Genomic DNA, 17951 nt, shown 5'->3' with positions numbered 1-17951 from the left:
GAAACCATCATCAAGAGCGTCGAAAAGATCTACATTTCAGCGCTATCTGGCGTGTCGTCATCCTCACCCGCGCTGCGGTCCTCATCCAGGAACTTCTCGGCAATCAGCCCGGCATTCTGGCGCAGCGACAACTCGATTTCGTCAGCCAGCACCGGATTGTCCCTCAGGAACTGCTTCGAGTTCTCGCGTCCCTGGCCCAACCGCTGACTGTTGTAGGAGAACCAGGCACCGGATTTCTCGACAATCCCGGCCTTGACGCCCAGATCGATCAACTCGCCGACCTTGGAAACGCCTTCGCCATACATGATGTCGAATTCGACCTGCTTGAAGGGCGGTGCCATCTTGTTCTTGACAACCTTGACCCGGGTCTGGTTGCCCACCACCTCGTCGCGGTCCTTGACCGAACCGATGCGGCGGATATCAAGCCGCACGGAGGCGTAGAATTTCAGCGCATTGCCGCCAGTGGTGGTTTCAGGCGAACCGAACATCACCCCGATCTTCATGCGGATCTGGTTGATGAAGATCACCATGCAGTTCGAGCGCGAGATCGACGCGGTCAGCTTGCGCAGCGCCTGGCTCATCAGGCGCGCCTGCAGGCCGGGAAGGCTGTCGCCCATCTCGCCTTCGATTTCCGCGCGCGGCGTCAGCGCCGCCACCGAATCGATGACCAGCACGTCGATAGCGCCGGAGCGCACCAGCGTATCGGTAATCTCGAGCGCCTGCTCGCCATTGTCGGGCTGCGAAATCAGAAGGCTCTCGAGATCGACGCCGAGCTTGCGGGCATAGACCGGGTCGAGCGCGTGTTCAGCGTCGATAAAGCCGCAAATGCCGCCCTTCTTCTGTGCTTCGGCAATGGTCTGCAGTGCGAGCGTGGTCTTGCCCGAGCTTTCCGGTCCGAAAATCTCGATCACCCGGCCGCGCGGCAAACCTCCGATGCCAAGCGCAATGTCGAGACCCAGAGAACCGGTTGGAACAGTTTCGATCTCGACCACACCTTCATTGGCGCCGAGCTTCATGATAGAGCCCTTGCCGAACGAACGTTCGATCTGGGAAAGTGCGGCGTCGAGCGCCTTGCTTTTATCCACGGATTTTTCCTCTACCAGTCGCAAAGAGTTCTGTGCCATTTCGTTCACCTTTAGGTTATCGTGCCGCAGCAAGCAATGAGTGCTCGTTTGTCTAATTTGTACCCTATTTGTTCCGCATGCGCAAGACCCAGTCAAGGCACTGAAAAGAAATGATAAACGAGACCGTGTTCTTTTTTTGTTTTTTCACGATGCTGAAATCCGACCAGCTCACCCATAGCACTCTTTCGTGCCCATCCTGCGGTTCCGCGATTCGCCCAGGCGTACTGGTCAAGGAGATATAGGCATGGCGCGAATTCTGGCGATTGGCGGCGCCCATATCGACCGCAAGGGCTGGTTGTCGAGCCCGCACAAGACCGGCGCCTCCAACCCGGGCCACTGGGAAACCGAGGCTGGCGGTGGCGCCTTCAACGCAGCGCGCAATCTCGCACGCCTTGGCCACCAGGTCGCGCTTGTCGCACCCCGCGGCGGCGACGCTGCGGCAGATCTGGTCGCCCGGGCAGCCGAAGACGCAGGCATTGAGGATTGCCCCCTCACCTTTCTCGATCGCACAACGCCGAGCTATTCGGCGATCCTCGAGCCCAATGGAAATCTGGTGACGGCGCTTGCCGACATGGCGCTTTACAATCAGGTTCCGGCGCGACGACTTCTGAGCTCGCGGCTGCGCAAGCGGCTGGCTGCGGCCGATCTGCTGCTGGCCGACTCCAATCTGCCCGAAAGCGCTTTGGTGGCACTCGCTGATGCCGCATCAGACTTTGACGTGCCACTTGCCGTCATCGCGGTCTCTCCTGCCAAAGTGGTTCGCTGGCGCACAAGCTTTTCAAAGATCAGCTGTCTGGCGATGAACACAGCCGAGGCCGCAGCCCTGACCGGGACGGATGTACAAACCCCGGAGCAATGGCTCACGCTGCTCACCCGTAGCGGATTGCGCGGTGGGCTGGTGAGCGCAGGCGCCGGAGCGGTGGCAGCCTTTGCTACCGATCGTTCCGGCACCCATACAATAACGCTTCTGCCACCCGGGCTGGACAGCCTTCAGGATGTCATCGGCGCCGGTGATGCGCTCGCCTCGGGCTATCTTGATGGCCTGCTTTCGGGCGGTGCTATCGAGGTCAATCTGACGCGTGGCATCGCTCTGGCACGGCTGACGGCAGGCATCCGCGGTCCGGTGCGGCCGGATTTGTCGCGAGACCTGCTTGCTCAGGCGCTTGCCGCCATGCCAAAGCCAGCGCAAACCTAGACCCCAGCTTTCAGGAGCCCACCCATGACCGGACCCATCACCATCGAAACCACCCCGGAGGTGAAAGACGCGCTGTCCGAAGGCCGGCCTGTGGTGGCGCTCGAATCCACCATCATCACCCATGGCATGCCCTGGCCGGGAAACCGCGACATGGCGCTTGAGGTCGAGGCGGTGATCCGTGCCGAAGGCGCGGTGCCCGCCACCATCGCCGTCATCGACGGCCGCCTGCATGCAGGCCTTGATGAGGCCACCATCACCAAGCTGGCCCAGGCAAAAGATGTGATGAAGCTGTCGCGCGCTGATTTTGCCTTTGCCCTCTCTGAAGGCCGCACCGGCGCCACCACCGTGGCAGCCACCATGATGGCAGCCAAGCTAGCAGGCATCAGCGTCTTTGCCACGGGCGGCATCGGGGGCGTGCATCAGGGCGCGGAAACCAGCTTCGATATCTCCGCCGATCTCGATGAACTGGGCCGCACGCCGGTGATCGTGGTTTCCGCCGGAGCCAAGGCCATTCTAGACATCCCGAAGACGCTGGAAGCGCTCGAAACCCGCGGCGTCCCGGTTGTGGCTTTTGGGCAGGACGAAATGCCCGCCTTCTGGTCACGCAATTCCGGTCTCAAGGCGCCGCTGCGTCTCGATGACGCCACCGCCATTGCCCGCTTTGAGAGCAAACGTCGCGCACTTGGCGGCCATGGCGGTATGCTGATCGCCAATCCTGTGCCGCTCGAAGACGAAATCGCAGCATCCGAGATGAACCGCCATATCGCATCAGCACTGGCCACGGCCAAAGCCAAGGGCATCGAAGGCAAGGCGGTCACGCCTTTCCTGCTGGGCGAGATCCTGAACCTGACCGATGGCGCCAGCCTGAAAACCAACATAGCCCTGGTGCTCAACAATGCACGGCTCGCAGCGCGCATTGCCGCAGCGCTGACACTTGGCACAAGGTGATTGCAAGCCTAAGCCTGGTGTCAAAATGAGAGGACATTTTCGATGAAGCCACCCAGACGCACCGGCAGCGCCTTCGAGCGCGCCGAAGCAGCCTTCAAGTCAGCAACCACCAAGCCGGTCGAAGCAGCGCCCAAACCAGCGACAGTGCCCGAAGGCAAGGAAATGGTCTCGCTCAGGCTCGACCGCGCCGTGCTTGAGCATTTCCAGGAAGACGGCCCCGGCTGGCAGGATCGCATCAACGCGGCGCTGCGAAAGGCTGCAGGGCTGGATAGCTGACCACAAGCGACAGTCCGGCCGCCAGCAGCAAACAAGAAGACCCAGCAGCTCTCGCCGCCGGGTCTTGGATCGCGTCATGCAATCTTGTGATTGGGTGCCATCGGCCTATCCGCGAATGCCAGCACCGACGCCGCGGATAATGGCCGGAGAATTTGAAGTTGTGTAGCTTTGCAACGCCCGTTTCACCGTGCTGATATAGGCAGCGTTTTTGGCAAAAGCCGCAGTCGTCCCAAGCAGTGTCACCGCAGCGAATGCGCCCATTCCGGTCAGCAGGTGACGACGGGAAATCCCCCCTTCGCCACCGGCCACAGCCTGGTTCTTTGCTGCAACCGCAAGACCGAGCATCGCAGGGGCAACAAGAAGATCGACGTCCAGAGCGGAGCTCTTCTTCCCCTTGTTGTTTTTCTTCCAGTCCTTGTAGGCGGTCTTGATGGCAGATTTTGCCGCGCCTTCAATCGCATCGTTGATTCGGTCGGCGGTGTAGGTGCTCCAGGACTTGGCGTAGCCGCTCTCCTTGCCGCGCGCCGCCTTGTCGGCAGCAACCGATGAGCTCCAGCTCGCCTTCTTGGCGACCGCTGCCGATGGTCCGCGTTTGCCGAATGCCTTGTGGGCTTCAGCGGTCATCACTGCATTGGCATAGGCTTTATGGGCAGAATTGAAATCAAGTGCCATTCTGGTTTCCTTGAGATTATCTAAAAATACCATCGCCGGATAACAATAAAAGGTTGATATGTTTTCAACAAAAAAGACCCGGCCACTTTCGCAGCCGGGTCTGATATCGCCTCAAACGATTTGGTGTCGCTGATCAGCTCAGCGGCGAGATCTGGATTTCCACGCGGCGGTTGGCGGCGCGACCGGCATCCGAGCCATTGTCGGCGATCGGGCGGCTTTCGCCGAAGCCCTGCGTGTAGAACCGGCGCGGGTCGTTGCCCTGCGAGATCAGGTAGCTCGACACCGACTGCGCGCGCTGCTGCGAGAGCGTCAGGTTGTAGCTGTCAGATCCGGTCGAATCAGTGTGTCCGGCAACATCAACAAGCGACCGGTTGAACTTCTGCAGCACCAGGGCCACCGAATTGAGCGTGCCGTAGAATTCCGGCTTCACCGCGGCCTGGTCGCTGTCAAAGGTGATGTTGGACGGCATGTTGAGCACGATACGGTCGCCCATGCGCGTCACCGAAACGCCGGTGCCCTGCAGTTGGGCGCGCAATTGCGCTTCCTGCTGGTCCATGTAGCCGCCCACAGCGCCACCGGCGAGTGCGCCGATGCCAGCGCCGATCAGCGCGTTCCTGCGATCGTCGCCGCCTGCAAGCGTACCGAGAGCCGCGCCGCCAAGCGCGCCAAGCGCCGCACCACCAGCCAGGTTGGAGACCTTGGACTGGCCCGTGTAAGGATCGGTCGTGCAGCCGGATACGAAGACGGCAGCCAGCGCCGCGATCAGGAGTTTGGATTTCATGATGGCCCCTCTTGGCGAAACTCGAAATGCGAAGTCTAGCCGAAAATGCGGCAGGATGATGAACAATTCGTCACCGCGAAATTAACCCTGTGCCGCGCGCCACCACCGGCGGCATGAACAGACCTATTCGTCCAGCATCTCACGCACCGAGGTCGCCAGCTGCTTGAGCGAGAACGGCTTTGCCAGAAAGCCGAACTTGGCGTCGGCGGGCAGGTTCTTCGCAAACGCGTCCTCGGCATAGCCCGAGACGAAGATGAACTTCATGTCGGGATAGTCCTTGCGCAGCTCGACGAGCAGCGTCGGCCCGTCCATCTCCGGCATCACCACGTCGGAGACCACGATGTCGACCTTGCCATCGAGTTCGGCCAGCACCTCCAGCGCTTCCACGCCTGTGCCTGCCTCATGCACTTCATAGCCGCGCGCCTCGAGCATGCGCTTGCCGCCCCGGCGCACCGCTTCCTCGTCTTCCACAAGCAGCACCACCGCGGAACCGCCGGTAAGATCTTCCGGCCCCTCAGCGGCAATCTTTGCCTGTCTGGCTGTGCCCGCCTCAAGCGCAGCTGCGGCTTCGGCCGCAGCAACAGCCTTCTCGGCCTCATCCTCGACATGACGTGGCAGGTAGATGCGGAATGTGGTGCCTTTGCCGACTTCTGATTCCGGATAGATATAGCCGCCCGACTGCTTGACGATGCCGTAAACCATCGACAGGCCAAGCCCGGTGCCCTTGCCGACATCCTTTGTGGTGAAGAACGGCTCGAAGATCTTTTCCATCACTTCGGGCGGGATCCCTGTGCCTGCGTCCGCAAGTTCGATGAGCACATAATCGCCCACTTCCATGCCCCGGTGATTGAGCCGTTCGACCTCGTCCGCCTCGACATTGCGGGTCCTGACGGTAATCGTGCCGCCTTCCGGCATGGCGTCCCTGGCATTGACCGCGAGATTGATCAGCACCTGCTCGAACTGGCCCAGATCGGTCTTCACCGGCCACAGATCGCGGCCGAATTCGAGCTCGAGCTTGACGTTGGTCCCGATCAGACGGTCGACCAGCATCCTCAGATCACCGATCACATCGGTCATCGACAGCACGGTGGGCCGCATCGTCTGCTTGCGCGAGAACGCCAGCAGCTGGCGCACCAGCACGGCGGCCCGGTTGGCATTGCGCTTGATCTCGATGAGATCGGCAAAACTGGAATCGGCTGGCCTGAGCGACATCAGAAGGTGATCGGCTGACAGCAGGATGGCGGTCAGAACATTGTTGAAGTCGTGCGCGATACCGCCGGCGAGCGTGCCGACCGCATTCATCTTCTGGGTCTGCGCCATCTGCGCTTCCAGCGCCTTCTGCTCGGTGGTCTCCACCGCATAGATGATCGCTGTTTCCTCGGGCGCCTCTTCCGAATGTTCGATCACGGCATTGACGTAAAAGCGGAAATGCCGCTCCTCATCGTCGGCGCGGCGGCTGTCGATCGGCGAGATATCGCCCTGCTTGTCCGCTGCCTGCCTCAGCGCATCCTGAAAGCCCTTGCGGTCATCCTCGCGCAGCACGGTTTCAAACAGCGATCCGCGTTCCATGTCGTCACGCGTCACCAGACCATTGAACATCTTCAGGAATGGCCCGTTGGTGCGCAGGATCTTGCCGTTCCCGTCCACAGAGGCAATGGCCATCGGCGTGTTGTTGAAGAACCGGGTGAACCGCATTTCAGCGCTCGCGGCGTCTTGGACGCCCGAGCCGCCGTCTTCCCGGCTGATGACAATGGTGCGGCTTTCGCCAGGCGAGCCGTCGCGTGTGGCGCTGACCCGGTGCACCAGTCGCACCGGCAGGCTCTGGCCGTTGGATTTCAACAGATCAAGATCGAGCTGGGCCGTGCGGTTGAGGCCCGGCTCGGCCTGCACCGATTCCACCAGCGCCATGCCTGCGCCGGCAACCAGATCGCGCAGCATCACCTTGCCAGGCAGGAACGACGTCAGGTCCATCCCAAGCCAGTCGGCGAGCGTTGCGTTAACGTATACGATATCGCCGTCACGACCGGCCGAGAAAAAGCCGACCGGCGCATGATCGAGATAATTGATGGCGTTCTGCAGTTCCTTGAACACCATTTCCTGTTCGGTGCGTTCATGGCTGATGTCGGACAATTGCCAGGCCATCAGCTGGGCGCCCTTGTCGCCTGAAACGATCGGGCGGCCGCGCAACCGGTACCAGTGCCCTGCTTCGGTGCTGTCCTGCGCGCTGCCCAGCGGCTGGGTCATGCGGAATTCTTCCTGGCCGCCCTTTCCTTCGCGCATCTGGTTGGTCAGCCGGTAGACCGCTTCAGCGGATTCGCGGTGGCGCGACAGGATCGCCTCGATCGATTGCACGTCAGCGGCACTGGTCGATCCGGTCAGACGTCCATAGGCGTGGTTGGCGTAGATCACCCGGCCCTTCTCGTCGGTTACGAGCGTGCCTTCGGGATGGGTATCGATAAAGGCACGGGCTAGCGGATCAGCGGTCGTCTTCGGCATGATGTCGACAAAGCCGATTACAGTGGAGACAAGGAAGAAGATCCCGACCACCGCCAGCACACCGAGAATGCCGAGCATCAATTGACTGTTGAGCCTGTCCTTGAACAGAAAGAACACGATCGACGCGCCGATCATCACGACAGCGAGGAAAATCAGCCTCGACACCGAGCGTGATTTTGCGCTTCTGTCTACAAGCGCTGCCGGGTTTGCCGCCGCTGGTGTCGTCTCGGTCATGAATCGCTCTTTCGCCCCGCAACGGATCCGTCCGGTTTGAATCACATTCCGCCGCTGATGGGAAGCCCAAACACCGCTGCCGCCAGTTTAGCTACCGAGTTTGCAGGGAAAACCGACACACCGGACGCGCCCAAAAGATTTCCGCACGAAGATCATATCCTCGCCATAGAGTCATTATCTCATGGGAATTACGCCTTCCACGGCTTGTGGACGCGGCGGAAAAACGTCAAATGAAGCCTGCTAACGATCAAATCCGGCAAGACGCCACTTTAATATCGACTTGTATCGAATGAAACCGGAGGACACTGGATGCCGGATAATCTCTTGGGCGGCCAGGGTGCAACATTGTTGACCGCCATCATCATCGTCGCAGTGGCGCTTCTGGCGCTTGTCGGAGTCTTCTGGCTCATCCGCAATCGTGCGGCATCGACCTTTATTCGCGGCGGCAAGAACCGCTTGCCGCGGCTTGCGGTTCTGGACGCGACCGCCGTCGACACCCGTCGCCGGCTGGTGCTGATCCGCCGCGATGACGTCGAGCATCTTGTCATGATCGGCGGACCGACCGATATCGTCATCGAAAGCCGCATCCAGCACGGCGATCATGGCCGGGCTCCCCAGCCAGCCGACCACGCTGCACCATCGCCAACGCCCCAGCGAGAGCCAAGAGTAGCCTCGCCCGCCGCCGCGCGTCCGTCCGCCCCCCAGCAACCGCGCAGCCCGGCGCAGGCCCAGCCTGTCGCCCCATCGCTCGACAGCCCAGCAAGACGGCCAGAGGTCGCGCCGCAACCGGGCACCCGCCAGCAGCCTTCAGTTTCCGCACCTGCAATGGCGGCAACCGCCGCGACCGCCGGTGCGGCAAGCTCCATCCGCACCGAAGCCGCCGATCTGCTTGAGACAGTCAGGACAAGGGTGTTCGAAGAGCCGAGCTTCGACGAAGCCGATTTTGATGATTTGACGGTCGCACCCGCGCGGCCTGCCCAGATGGCTCCGGCTCCTGTCGCTCCGACAAGGCCCGCACCACCACAGAACGCCCCCACTGCGGTATCATCACCCAGGGCTCCCGCAGCCACCACTCCGGCTGATCCCGCCCAGGCAGAAGCCGCCGACGTTCTTGAAAATGTCAGGACACGGGTTTTCGAAGAACCAAGCTTTGATGAGAGCGCCTTTGATGAACTGACGGCTGATCCGGTAGCCAACGAGCCTGCCTCGCCAGCCCCACGGTCATTTGCGCCGGCTGCCGAGCCCGCGACACCGGTGGCACCAGCATCTTCCGATTTCGAAACCGTACTTGCCGAGGAACTGTCGCAGGATCTGAAAATCGAACCTCCCCGGAGCAGTTTCATCACTGCTCAGTACAACGAGCACCAGCTCGACGATGACGAAGCTGATCGTCTGGAAGCGCCGGAAGTTGCGCCCGAGCCGCAGCCATCGCGCGATTCACTTGAGGCTGAGATGGAAAAACTGCTCGGGGATCTCTCGCGCAGACCCTGAAGGTCTCCGCCAGTTTACGGAAAATGAAAAAGCCGGCCTTGCAAGGCCGGCTTTTTATATTCTGGATGTGTCAGGCCCTAACTTGCAAGCGCTGCATCATCAGGCAAAGCCTATTCGTCCCGGTAGACCTTCTCGCGCCGCTCGTGCCGCTCCTGCGCCTCGATCGACAAGGTCGCGATCGGCCGTGCATCCAGCCGCTTCAGGCTGATCGGCTCGCCGGTCTCTTCGCAATATCCATAGGTGCCGTCATCAATTCGTCCCAGCGCCGCATCGATCTTGCCGATCAGCTTGCGTTGACGGTCACGGGCGCGCAATTCGATTGCGCGGTCAGTTTCAGAAGATGCGCGGTCGGCCACATCTGGGTGGTTGGCACTTTCCTCCGCGAGATGGTCAAGCGTCTCGCGAGCCTCTTTCAGGATATCATTGCGCCAGTCAATCAGCTTGGACCTGAAATAGGCCTTCTGCTTGGCGTTCATGAAATCCTCGTTTTCAGAGGGCACATAAGAGGAAAAATCGAAGTCTTCACTCATCACGATTCTCCCGGCTAAGCCAATTCGGGGGCTGTATAGCCAGACGGGGGCAACCGTACAAGCGGTAAAGTGTCCGACCAGTGCGATTTCAGTGAACTGTTGAATCATTTTAGTAATTTGAAAAATACAGGCTTTTTCGACTGAAACAGGCAGCTCTTGCAAACCAATACGTCCAAAAACGGATTTCTGACGCGATGCACAAGGCGGACCACTCGCAAAAGCGATTTTTTATTGCAGTGCACTTTGTGCTTTTGGTGAATTGAAGCGCGGCCGCAAATAGCTACATTCAGAAAATGAACCCTGTATCGCACCCAAGCTTGCGTATTTTTCTGATCCGCCATGCCCATGCCGCATGGGCCCTGCCCGGCGTGCGCGATTTCGACCGGCCACTTGACGAACCGGGTCGCGAGGAAGCCGCCCGGCTTGCAGCAACCATATCGGTCAACGGGTTTGAACCGGACCTGGTTTACTGTTCCCCCGCTCGTCGGTGTCTGGAAACCCTCGAAATCGTGCGAACACGCACCAGCATCAGACCGAAGATTGAATACCGCGACGCGCTCTATGCCGCGAGCCATGACGTCTATCTCGATCTGATCGGATCCGTGCGCGACGAAGCCGTCCAGTCGATCATGATCATCGGGCACAATCCGATGCTCGAAGACACCGCCCAGGCCTTGCTGCAAAATGACCCGGCAACCTATGAAGCCGCACTTGGCTTTGGCTTCCCGACTGCGGGCCTGCTGATCCTTGATTCCGACCAGCGCGGCGACAGCGTTGTCAATGGCGGCGCAAGGTTCACGAGCCTCCTTTCACCCGTTGACGCTTGAACTCAACGCCGGCGGCCAAAGACTTTCGCCGGCACTGCATTTCCCTCGCCCGCTTTTAATCGTTCCGGCGTTCTCCTATATCGTTAGAAGCAATTCGGAGCGGATCTCAACGTGTCATCGTCAATCACCACATTCACCGATGAGGCCTTAATCGCCTTCGACACGCTGACCGACCGTGCCAGCAATCTGATCCAGCCCACCTTGCGGCTGGGCGTCACCGGGCTGTCGCGCGCCGGGAAGACGGTGTTCATCACCTCCCTGATCCATAACCTCTTGCATGGCGGCCGCTTGCCGATGTTCGAAGCCGCCCATTCTGGCAGGCTTGCGCGTTCTTTTCTCGAACCCCAGCCTGATGATGCTGTGCCCCGGTTTCAATACGAGGATCATGCAGCCAAAATGATCAGCGAGCGCATCTGGCCGGACTCGACGCGCGCCATTTCAGAGCTGCGGCTGGTTATCGAGTATGAATCGGCCAGCGGCTGGAACCGCTTCTTCTCAGGCGGCAGGCTATGCCTTGATATCGTTGATTATCCCGGCGAATGGCTGCTCGACCTGCCGTTGCTCGGCCAGGACTTTGCGGCCTTCTCGCTCAACGCCGCCTCGCTCGCCCGATCCCCCGTCCGCGCCGATCTGGCAGCACCTTGGCTCGAAAAAGCCAATTCCATTGATCCGCTCAAACCGGCCGATGAAGCCGATGCGCGCGATCTGGCGCGGCTGTTCACCGATTACCTCAGAGCCTGCAAGAAGGATGAACGCGCCCTCTCCACCCTTCCCCCGGGTCGCTTCCTGATGCCCGGAGATCTCGACGGATCACCAGCGCTCACCTTCGCGCCACTGCCCAACCTGCCTGACACATCTGCGCCCAAAGGCTCGCTGATGGCGATGATGGAGCGGCGGTTCGAGAGCTACAAGTCGGTCGTGGTCAAACCCTTCTTTCGCGAGCATGTCGCCCGCCTCGACCGCCAGATCGTGCTCATTGATGCGATGCAGGCGATGAACGCCGGCCGCGAAGCGGTCATCGATCTCGAACGCGCGCTCTCTGACGTGCTCTCCTGTTTCCGTCCGGGAAGCGGCAGCCTTCTCACCAGCCTGGTTTCGCGGCGCATCGACAAGGTGCTGATCGCCGCCACAAAGGCCGATCACCTGCACCATGAAAGCCACGACCGGCTCGAGGCCATTGCGCGGCGCATTGTCGAACGCGCCTCGAGCAATATCGGCTCATCTGGCGCCAATATTGAAGTGCTGGCGCTGGCTGCAGTGAGGGCCACCCGTGAAGCCACCGTGAGGCAGGATGGCGAGGAGCTTCCGGTTATCGTCGGCACTCCGTTGGAGGGCGAACGCATCGCCGGCGAACTTTTTGATGGCAACCGTAAAACAGCCATATTTCCCGGGGACTTGCCGACGAATCCGGATTCATTCTTCAAGGCAGTTGATTCATCGTCGCAACCGCTTTTGCCGGAGCTCAACATCGTCCGCTTCCGCCCGCCCCTGATCGAGGAGAGCGACAGCGGCATCAAGCTTTCACTGCCCCACATTCGCCTCGACCGGGCCATGCAATATCTTCTGGGAGACCGCCTGGCATGACCGAAAAAGATGCCTCATCGCCCATCCGCAAGCCACGCTCTTTCACTGTTGACGATCCTGCAACAAAGGCAAAGCCCGAAGCACCGGGCCAGCAGACCAAACCAGCGCGCAAGCCCGCCGCCATGCCTGTTACCGTCTCGATGACGATGGAAGAAGATGACCCGTTCCTGTCTCGGCAGGAAGAACTCGAGGCACTGACGCCGCCGCCGGCAACATCTCGGCCCCGGCGTCTGACCGCAGGCAAGGTGCTCACAGCGAGCCTCGGCTTCCTCCTCGCCCTGGCGGTGGGCATCTGGACCGACACGCTGATCCGCAGCCTGTTCGAGCGCATACCCTGGCTTGGCTGGGCTGCCACAATCGTCGCAGCAATCGCGGCATTGGCGCTGCTAGCCCTTGTGATCAAGGAAATCCTCGGCATCCGCCGCCTGGCCAAAGTGGCGCATTTGCGTGAAGGCATCGCAGCCATAGCCATGTCAGCGACGGCCAAGGAAGCACGTGCCCTCACCGCAGAGGTCTCCAGCCTCATCGCCGTCAACCCGCTTTCGGCGCGCGGACGCAAGAGCCTCAAGTCACTCGATGACGAGATCATCGACGGACCGCATTATCTGGCCTTTGCCGAACGCGAACTGATGGCCCCGCTTGACCGCCAGGCGCGGCTTCTGACCGCCAATGCGGCCAAGCGCGTCTCGGTTGTCACCGCCGTCAGCCCGCGCGCCTTTGTCGACCTTGCCTATGTCGGCTATGAAGCCATCCGCCTGATCCGCGCCCTGGCGGAACTCTATGGCGGACGGCCCGGCACCATCGGAATGTTCCGCCTGTTTCGCGATGTCATTGCCCATCTGGCCGTCACCGGCGCCATCGCCGCAGGCGACAGCCTGATCCAGCAGGTGGTCGGCCACGGGGTTGCGGCCAAGCTCTCCGCACGACTTGGCGAAGGCGTGATCAACGGGCTGATGACCGCCCGCATTGGTATTTCCGCGATGGATCTGTGCCGCCCGATGCCGTTCAAGGCGCTCAAACGACCCGGCATCGGCGACTTCATGTCAGACATCGCCAACTTTGCCGGCAAGTCGGCTAAGACTGGAAAACCCACCGACGGGCTATGAAATCCGCTGAAAATGTGGATATATCGGCGCTGATTACGATCCATTAACCATTCTGGGTCATTTTCAGATTTCGTTTCCAGCCGCAACAGGTGTGACCATGTTCTCCAAGTTTCGCATCATTCCGCTTTGTCTTGCGGCAACTGCCCTTCTCTCAGCCTCCCCTGCACTGTCGCGCGACAAGGACACTGTGTTCTTCGAATCTGTGGCTGGCACCTGGAAGGGCCCCGGCGAAATCGTTGCCGGCAAATACAAGGGCACGAAATTCGTCTGCAATCTCATCGGTGATTCCGTCGAGGGCATTGCCGTCGGCATTTCGCTTGACGGCACCTGCCGTGTCGGCGTCTTCAACCAGAAAATGTCGGCCCTGATCACCCGCAAGGGCAAGACCTATACCGGTCGCTTCCTTGACGGCTCGGCCGGCGACGGCCTCGACATCGTCTCGGGCAAGATCACAGGCGACCGCGCCGTGATGGCCATCAACCGCAAGACGCTTGATGGCGCCATGATTGCTCGCCTCCACGACGAGGAAACCATGAACGTGACGATTTCTGTCAAGGTCGGCAAGGAAATGGTCCCGGTCATCGGCATGACGCTCAAGCGCGGCGCCCAGAAGATCACCACCGGCGCGTTGCGCTGAGCTCAAGCAGCCCGGTTTAATCCTAGGCCTGCCACCAGTCGCCGGAACGGCTCAGCGTTTCGATACCTTCCGAATCCACTTCGCTCGACCAGTCCGCGATACTTTGCAGATTGACCACAGCCTGAGGCGCGATGTCTGCCAGCGGCACCATCACGAAGGCCCGCTCGGTCATGCGCGGATGCGGCACCGTCAGGTCGGCGTGGTCAGACAGGAAGTCGCCGTGCAGCAGCACATCGAGATCGATCGTTCTGGGCCCCCACCGGTCGGTGCGCACCCGGTCGAGCTGCAATTCGATATCCAGGCAGACTTTCAAGAGCTCATGCGGATCGAGCGTGGTTTCCACCAGCGCGCAGGCATTGTGAAACCATTCCTGGTCCGTCTTGCCCCACGGCGGCGTCCGGTAGAGCCGCGACACTGTGCGGATGGTGATATCGTCGCGCGCATCCAGGAGCTTCAAGGCCCGCGCCATCGTTCTGCGCGGATTGCCGATATTGCCGCCCAGCCCGATCGCGGCGATGTCGGTCTTGCGATCAGGCACGGTGTTCGACCATCACTTCGACATGATCAAGAATACCGGGCACAGCAGCACTCGGTTTGCGCACGGTGATGCGCGCCAGGCGGATCTGCGAAAACCGGTCCGTCAGCGCCTTGGCGATGTCCATCGCCAGCGCTTCGATCAGGTAGCGACGCTTGCCCATGACAATGTCCTCGATCACCTTGAATGCAATGCCGTAATGAACCGTGCCTTCGATGTCGTCGGTTTGAAGCGCGTCACCGGGATCGACCTCAAGCTCGGCATCGACAAAGAAGCGCTGGCCGAGGAATTCTTCCTCGTCATGCACGCCATGGCGGGCGAAGAACGCGCAATTGGCAAGGCGGATTGTATAGCTGTCAGCCATGGCCAGGCTCCCTTTTGCGGCTGCTTTGAACCATAGCGTCAGCAACCGCAAGCCCGTCCTTGTTGAAAGCGACATTGTGGACCCGAAACATCGCAGCCCCGGCGAGCCTCAGCGCAACGCTGGTCGCTACCGTTGCCACGTCCCGGTCAGATGCGTCACGTCCTGTCAAGCCACCGAGAAACCGTTTGCGCGAGGTGCCCGCCAGCAAGGGCAGCGCCAGGCCGTGCAATTCGGCAAACCGGGCCATCAGGTCGAGATTGTCGTCCGCATCCTTGGCAAAGCCAAATCCCGGATCAAGCACGATCTGGTCGTCCTTGATACCAGCCTGCCGGGCCAACTCCAGCGAAGCGGCAAACCAGTGAAACTGGTCCTGTACCAGATCCGGCAGGCGCTCGCGCTCGCGGCCCGTATGCATGATGGCAACCGCAGCGCCGGCGTCCGCAGCAACCCGCGCCATTTCCGGCTCGCGCTGCAGCCCCCAGACATCGTTGATCAGGTGCGCGCCGGCTGCCAGCGCCAGCCGCGCCGTTTGAGCCCGCCAAGTATCAACCGAGATCAGCACATCCTCACGCCCGCCCAGCGCCTCGATCACCGGCATGATCCGGCGCTGCTCCTCGAGCGCGCTCACCGGATCGGCCCCGGGCCGTGTCGACTCACCGCCGATATCGATAATGTCGGCGCCCTCGCCGATCATTTGCAGTGCGGCGTCAACGGCGCTCGACGCATCGACATGAAGCCCGCCATCGGAAAACGAATCCGGCGTCACGTTGAGAATGCCCATCAGCCGTGAACGCGGGCCAAGTTCCATCGCCCTGCCACGGCCAAGCCGCAGGGTTCTTGGATGAAAGACGCTGTCGGGCGGCAACTGCATGAGGCTTTTATCCCGTGAACTGTGGCAATATGGCTGCCGGTTCCTGTTGCATGACCCGGCTCCATGGCGCAAGTTCGGTGGAAGTGTTTCTCACCGGGAGTTCTCCATGCACAGCCTACGCCTCGCCGTCACGGCCCTGACGTTGCTGTGTGCATCAGCGGTTACGGTCGCATCGGCCCCGGAGATCAAGAAGACCTATTCCTATTTCACCATCAGCGGACTGACCGGAGCCGATCTCGAGCGCGAATTGTCAAAGCACGGCCCGCTGCTGGCAGAAACCGGCGCCCGCCATCCCGGCGCCACCAAGATCAAGCTCGGCGGATCGGTTGACTATCAGAAAGCCGATCGGAGATGCAGGGTGCTCGACGCCAAAGTCACGCTGGAGACCCAGTTGACCCTGCCGCGCTGGAAAGACCGCAACCGGGCCAACAGGGAAACGGTGCTGGTCTGGGACACACTGTATTCCGACATCAAGCGTCATGAAGAACGCCATGCCGAGATTGCCCGGCAATGGGCCCGCAAGCTCGAACAGGCGCTCGAATCGCTTTATCCACAGAGCACTTGCGAACGGATGGAAGCCCGCGTCGCGGAGACCAGCAAGTCAATCATAGAGAAGCACTCCGCCGACCAGCAAAGGTTCGACCGGGCCGAAGCAGCAAGCTTCGAACGCCGCATGCGCAGAATGCTGCGCTTCAAGGTGGAAAAACTCAACGGCCGCAGCTGATCCCGCATTCAATTGACTGCGTGCCTCTATTACTACTGTCCTCATGGCCAGCTGAAAGCTGCATGGCAAACGGGGACAATGAGAGTCGCCACTTCAAAGCCCTCAATTCGGCTTGGGCCTCTGCGGCAAGAATGAAACCCGCGCCTCTGATCTTGCCCCTCAAAACAACAGCAGCAACCTTGATCGCCTTACCGTCGCTCGGCTGCGGAAAATTCCAATATTTCCGCTGTGCGGCCAAATAGAACCTCAGATAAACTGCAGCAATAGTGCACACCCCAAGTTTCCACCCGGCATTAATGGCAATATTCGCTCAAGCTACATTAGGTAAGCTCTGACTTAAGGGGCAGTTTTAAGCAATTGATTCGGGTTCCCCGGCGCATGGAAGCCACCTGGCGGTCCTCCCTCGTCAGGTTTGATACCGAAGCGCCCATTAGCCTCGTTTTCCCTTCACGGGAAAGCGAGGCTTTTTTTGGCTGCTATCTGGAGAGGACGAGAGGCCGAAGCCGCGTCTACTGGACGCCGAGCTTCTTCTGCAGGCTGGTCGACGACGTGGTGTACTGGAACACCATCTTCTCGCCCGGATGCGCCAGCCGCTTGACGGCCTGGGTCATCAGGGCTGCTTCATGGAAGCCCGACAGGATAAGCTTGAGCTTACCCGGATACCAGTTGATGTCACCGATGGCGAACACGCCGGGAATGCTGGTTTCGAATTTCTCGGTATCGACCTTGATCAGGTTTTCGTGCTGATTGAGGCCCCAGTCGGCGATCGGGCCGAGCTTCATCGTCAGGCCGAAGAACGGCAGCATGCGGTTGCAGGCGACCTCGACTTCGCCGTCCGGACCCTTGATGGTCGCAGCCTCGAGCTGGCCGTCGGTGCCCTTCAGCCCTGTCACCTGCCCGACCTGGAAGTCAATCTTGCCCTCTTCGCGCATGGCAAACATCTTGTTGACACTGTCTGGAGCCGCGCGGAAATCAGGCCGGCGATGCACCAGCGTGACCGATTTCGCCACCGGCTGAAGATTGAGCGTCCAGTCAAGCGCTGAATCGCCGCCGCCGACAATCAGCAGGTCCTTGTCGCGGAATTCTTCCATGCGCCGCACGGAGTAAAACACGCTCTTTGCCTCATAGGCCTCAATGCCGGGGACCGGCGGCCGCTTGGGCTGGAATGATCCGCCACCTGCAGCGACCACGACGGCATGGGCATGAAACAGCTCGCCCTCGTCGGTCTCGACTTCAAACCGGCCGTTCTCCAGCTTGCGGAAGCCCTGGACCATGCGGTTGAAATGGAACTGCGGCGAAAACGGCGCGATCTGCTCCATCAAACGGTCGGTCAGCGCCTGGCCTGAAATTTCCGGCCAGGCCGGAATGTCGTAGATCGGCTTTTCCGGGTAGAGCTCGGCGCACTGGCCGCCGGGACGATCGAGAATATCAATCAGGTGGCACTTGAGGTCATACAGGCCAAGTTCAAACACGGCGAACAGGCCAACCGGCCCGGCGCCAATAATCACGACATCGGTTTCAATCGGGGTAGACATGGAATGCATCCGGTATAATGA

The 17951-nt window shown here is 60.5% G+C and carries 18 protein-coding genes; 9 read left to right on the top strand and 9 right to left on the bottom strand.

Annotated features, from left to right (window positions below; all coding sequences use genetic code 11):
* Nucleotides 1-29 precede the first annotated feature (29 nt).
* The gene (recA, locus tag WNZ14_RS12270) at nt 30-1124 is read right to left on the bottom strand and encodes a recombinase RecA (protein WP_342868943.1); all 1095 of its coding nucleotides are present in this window, start codon (nt 1122-1124) and stop codon (nt 30-32) included.
* 244 nt (nt 1125-1368) lie between these two features.
* Between recA and WNZ14_RS12265 the strand changes: the two genes are divergently transcribed.
* Genes WNZ14_RS12265 through WNZ14_RS12255 form a run of 3 tightly spaced genes read left to right on the top strand, consistent with a single transcriptional unit; the run spans nt 1369 to nt 3543 of the window.
* Nucleotides 1369-2319: a PfkB family carbohydrate kinase gene (locus WNZ14_RS12265; RefSeq protein WP_342868942.1), complete on the top strand. Its 951-nt coding sequence runs from the start codon at nt 1369-1371 to the stop codon at nt 2317-2319.
* Nucleotides 2320-2343: 24 nt separating this feature from the next.
* Nucleotides 2344-3267 (top strand): pseudouridine-5'-phosphate glycosidase, encoded by a 924-nt coding sequence (locus WNZ14_RS12260; RefSeq protein WP_342868941.1) that lies wholly within the window; start codon nt 2344-2346, stop codon nt 3265-3267.
* Between the two features lie 42 nt (nt 3268-3309).
* The gene (locus WNZ14_RS12255) at nt 3310-3543 is read left to right on the top strand and encodes a BrnA antitoxin family protein (RefSeq protein ID WP_342868940.1); all 234 of its coding nucleotides are present in this window, start codon (nt 3310-3312) and stop codon (nt 3541-3543) included.
* Between the two features lie 105 nt (nt 3544-3648).
* On the opposite strand, the gene WNZ14_RS12250 is transcribed toward WNZ14_RS12255, so the two are convergent.
* The 3 genes from WNZ14_RS12250 to WNZ14_RS12240 all read right to left on the bottom strand — a co-directional run bounded on the left by WNZ14_RS12250 (nt 3649) and on the right by WNZ14_RS12240 (nt 7726).
* A complete protein-coding gene (locus WNZ14_RS12250; protein ID WP_342868939.1) occupies nt 3649-4215 on the bottom strand; it encodes a hypothetical protein in 567 nt (188 codons plus the stop codon).
* A gap of 133 nt (nt 4216-4348) precedes the next feature.
* The gene (locus WNZ14_RS12245; protein ID WP_342868938.1) at nt 4349-4996 is read right to left on the bottom strand and encodes an OmpA family protein; all 648 of its coding nucleotides are present in this window, start codon (nt 4994-4996) and stop codon (nt 4349-4351) included.
* A 123-nt stretch (nt 4997-5119) separates the two neighbouring features.
* On the bottom strand, nt 5120-7726 hold the full coding sequence (locus WNZ14_RS12240) for an ATP-binding protein (protein WP_342868937.1): 2607 nt from the start codon (nt 7724-7726) through the stop codon (nt 5120-5122).
* A gap of 309 nt (nt 7727-8035) precedes the next feature.
* On the opposite strand from WNZ14_RS12240, the gene WNZ14_RS12235 reads away from it, so the two are divergent.
* Nucleotides 8036-9217 (top strand): hypothetical protein, encoded by a 1182-nt coding sequence (locus WNZ14_RS12235; RefSeq protein ID WP_342868936.1) that lies wholly within the window; start codon nt 8036-8038, stop codon nt 9215-9217.
* A gap of 110 nt (nt 9218-9327) precedes the next feature.
* Here WNZ14_RS12235 and dksA read toward each other — a convergent pair whose 3' ends face one another.
* Nucleotides 9328-9747: an RNA polymerase-binding protein DksA gene (gene dksA / locus WNZ14_RS12230; protein WP_342868935.1), complete on the bottom strand. Its 420-nt coding sequence runs from the start codon at nt 9745-9747 to the stop codon at nt 9328-9330.
* A 317-nt stretch (nt 9748-10064) separates the two neighbouring features.
* On the opposite strand from dksA, the gene WNZ14_RS12225 reads away from it, so the two are divergent.
* The 4 genes from WNZ14_RS12225 to WNZ14_RS12210 all read left to right on the top strand — a co-directional run bounded on the left by WNZ14_RS12225 (nt 10065) and on the right by WNZ14_RS12210 (nt 13901).
* Nucleotides 10065-10574 (top strand): histidine phosphatase family protein, encoded by a 510-nt coding sequence (locus tag WNZ14_RS12225; protein WP_342868934.1) that lies wholly within the window; start codon nt 10065-10067, stop codon nt 10572-10574.
* A gap of 111 nt (nt 10575-10685) precedes the next feature.
* Nucleotides 10686-12158 carry a YcjX family protein gene (locus WNZ14_RS12220; RefSeq protein WP_342868933.1) on the top strand — a complete coding sequence of 491 codons (1473 nt, stop codon included), beginning with the start codon at nt 10686-10688 and terminating at the stop codon, nt 12156-12158.
* Nucleotides 12155-13264 (top strand): TIGR01620 family protein, encoded by a 1110-nt coding sequence (locus tag WNZ14_RS12215; RefSeq protein WP_342868932.1) that lies wholly within the window; start codon nt 12155-12157, stop codon nt 13262-13264. Before WNZ14_RS12220 ends, WNZ14_RS12215 begins: the two co-directional genes overlap by 4 nt.
* Nucleotides 13265-13361: 97 nt before the next feature.
* Nucleotides 13362-13901, top strand: coding sequence for a hypothetical protein (locus WNZ14_RS12210; RefSeq protein ID WP_342868931.1), 540 nt, complete (start codon nt 13362-13364; stop codon nt 13899-13901).
* A 22-nt stretch (nt 13902-13923) separates the two neighbouring features.
* Here WNZ14_RS12210 and folK read toward each other — a convergent pair whose 3' ends face one another.
* From folK to folP, 3 genes are read right to left on the bottom strand one after another with little or no spacing between them, the layout of a single operon-like run.
* Complete coding sequence (gene folK, locus WNZ14_RS12205; protein ID WP_342868930.1) at nt 13924-14439, bottom strand: 2-amino-4-hydroxy-6-hydroxymethyldihydropteridine diphosphokinase; 516 nt, start codon at nt 14437-14439, stop codon at nt 13924-13926.
* Complete coding sequence (folB, locus tag WNZ14_RS12200) at nt 14432-14800, bottom strand: dihydroneopterin aldolase (RefSeq protein WP_342868929.1); 369 nt, start codon at nt 14798-14800, stop codon at nt 14432-14434. The genes folK and folB overlap by 8 nt, the downstream gene beginning before the upstream one ends.
* On the bottom strand, nt 14793-15671 hold the full coding sequence (gene folP / locus WNZ14_RS12195) for a dihydropteroate synthase (RefSeq protein WP_342868928.1): 879 nt from the start codon (nt 15669-15671) through the stop codon (nt 14793-14795). The genes folB and folP overlap by 8 nt, the downstream gene beginning before the upstream one ends.
* Before the next feature lie 106 nt (nt 15672-15777).
* On the opposite strand from folP, the gene WNZ14_RS12190 reads away from it, so the two are divergent.
* Nucleotides 15778-16395, top strand: a complete 618-nt coding sequence (locus WNZ14_RS12190) for a DUF922 domain-containing protein (protein WP_342868927.1) — start codon at nt 15778-15780, stop codon at nt 16393-16395.
* A gap of 509 nt (nt 16396-16904) precedes the next feature.
* Here the strand turns inward: WNZ14_RS12190 and WNZ14_RS12185 are convergent.
* Complete coding sequence (locus WNZ14_RS12185) at nt 16905-17930, bottom strand: NAD(P)/FAD-dependent oxidoreductase (RefSeq protein WP_342868926.1); 1026 nt, start codon at nt 17928-17930, stop codon at nt 16905-16907.
* Between the last annotated feature and the right edge of the window lie 21 nt (nt 17931-17951).

Source organism: Hoeflea sp. AS60 (assembly GCF_038900115.1).
GTDB lineage: Bacteria > Pseudomonadota > Alphaproteobacteria > Rhizobiales > Rhizobiaceae > Hoeflea.
The sequence above is the reverse complement of the archived record's forward strand: the minus strand, read 5'-3'. Positions and strand labels throughout refer to the sequence as shown.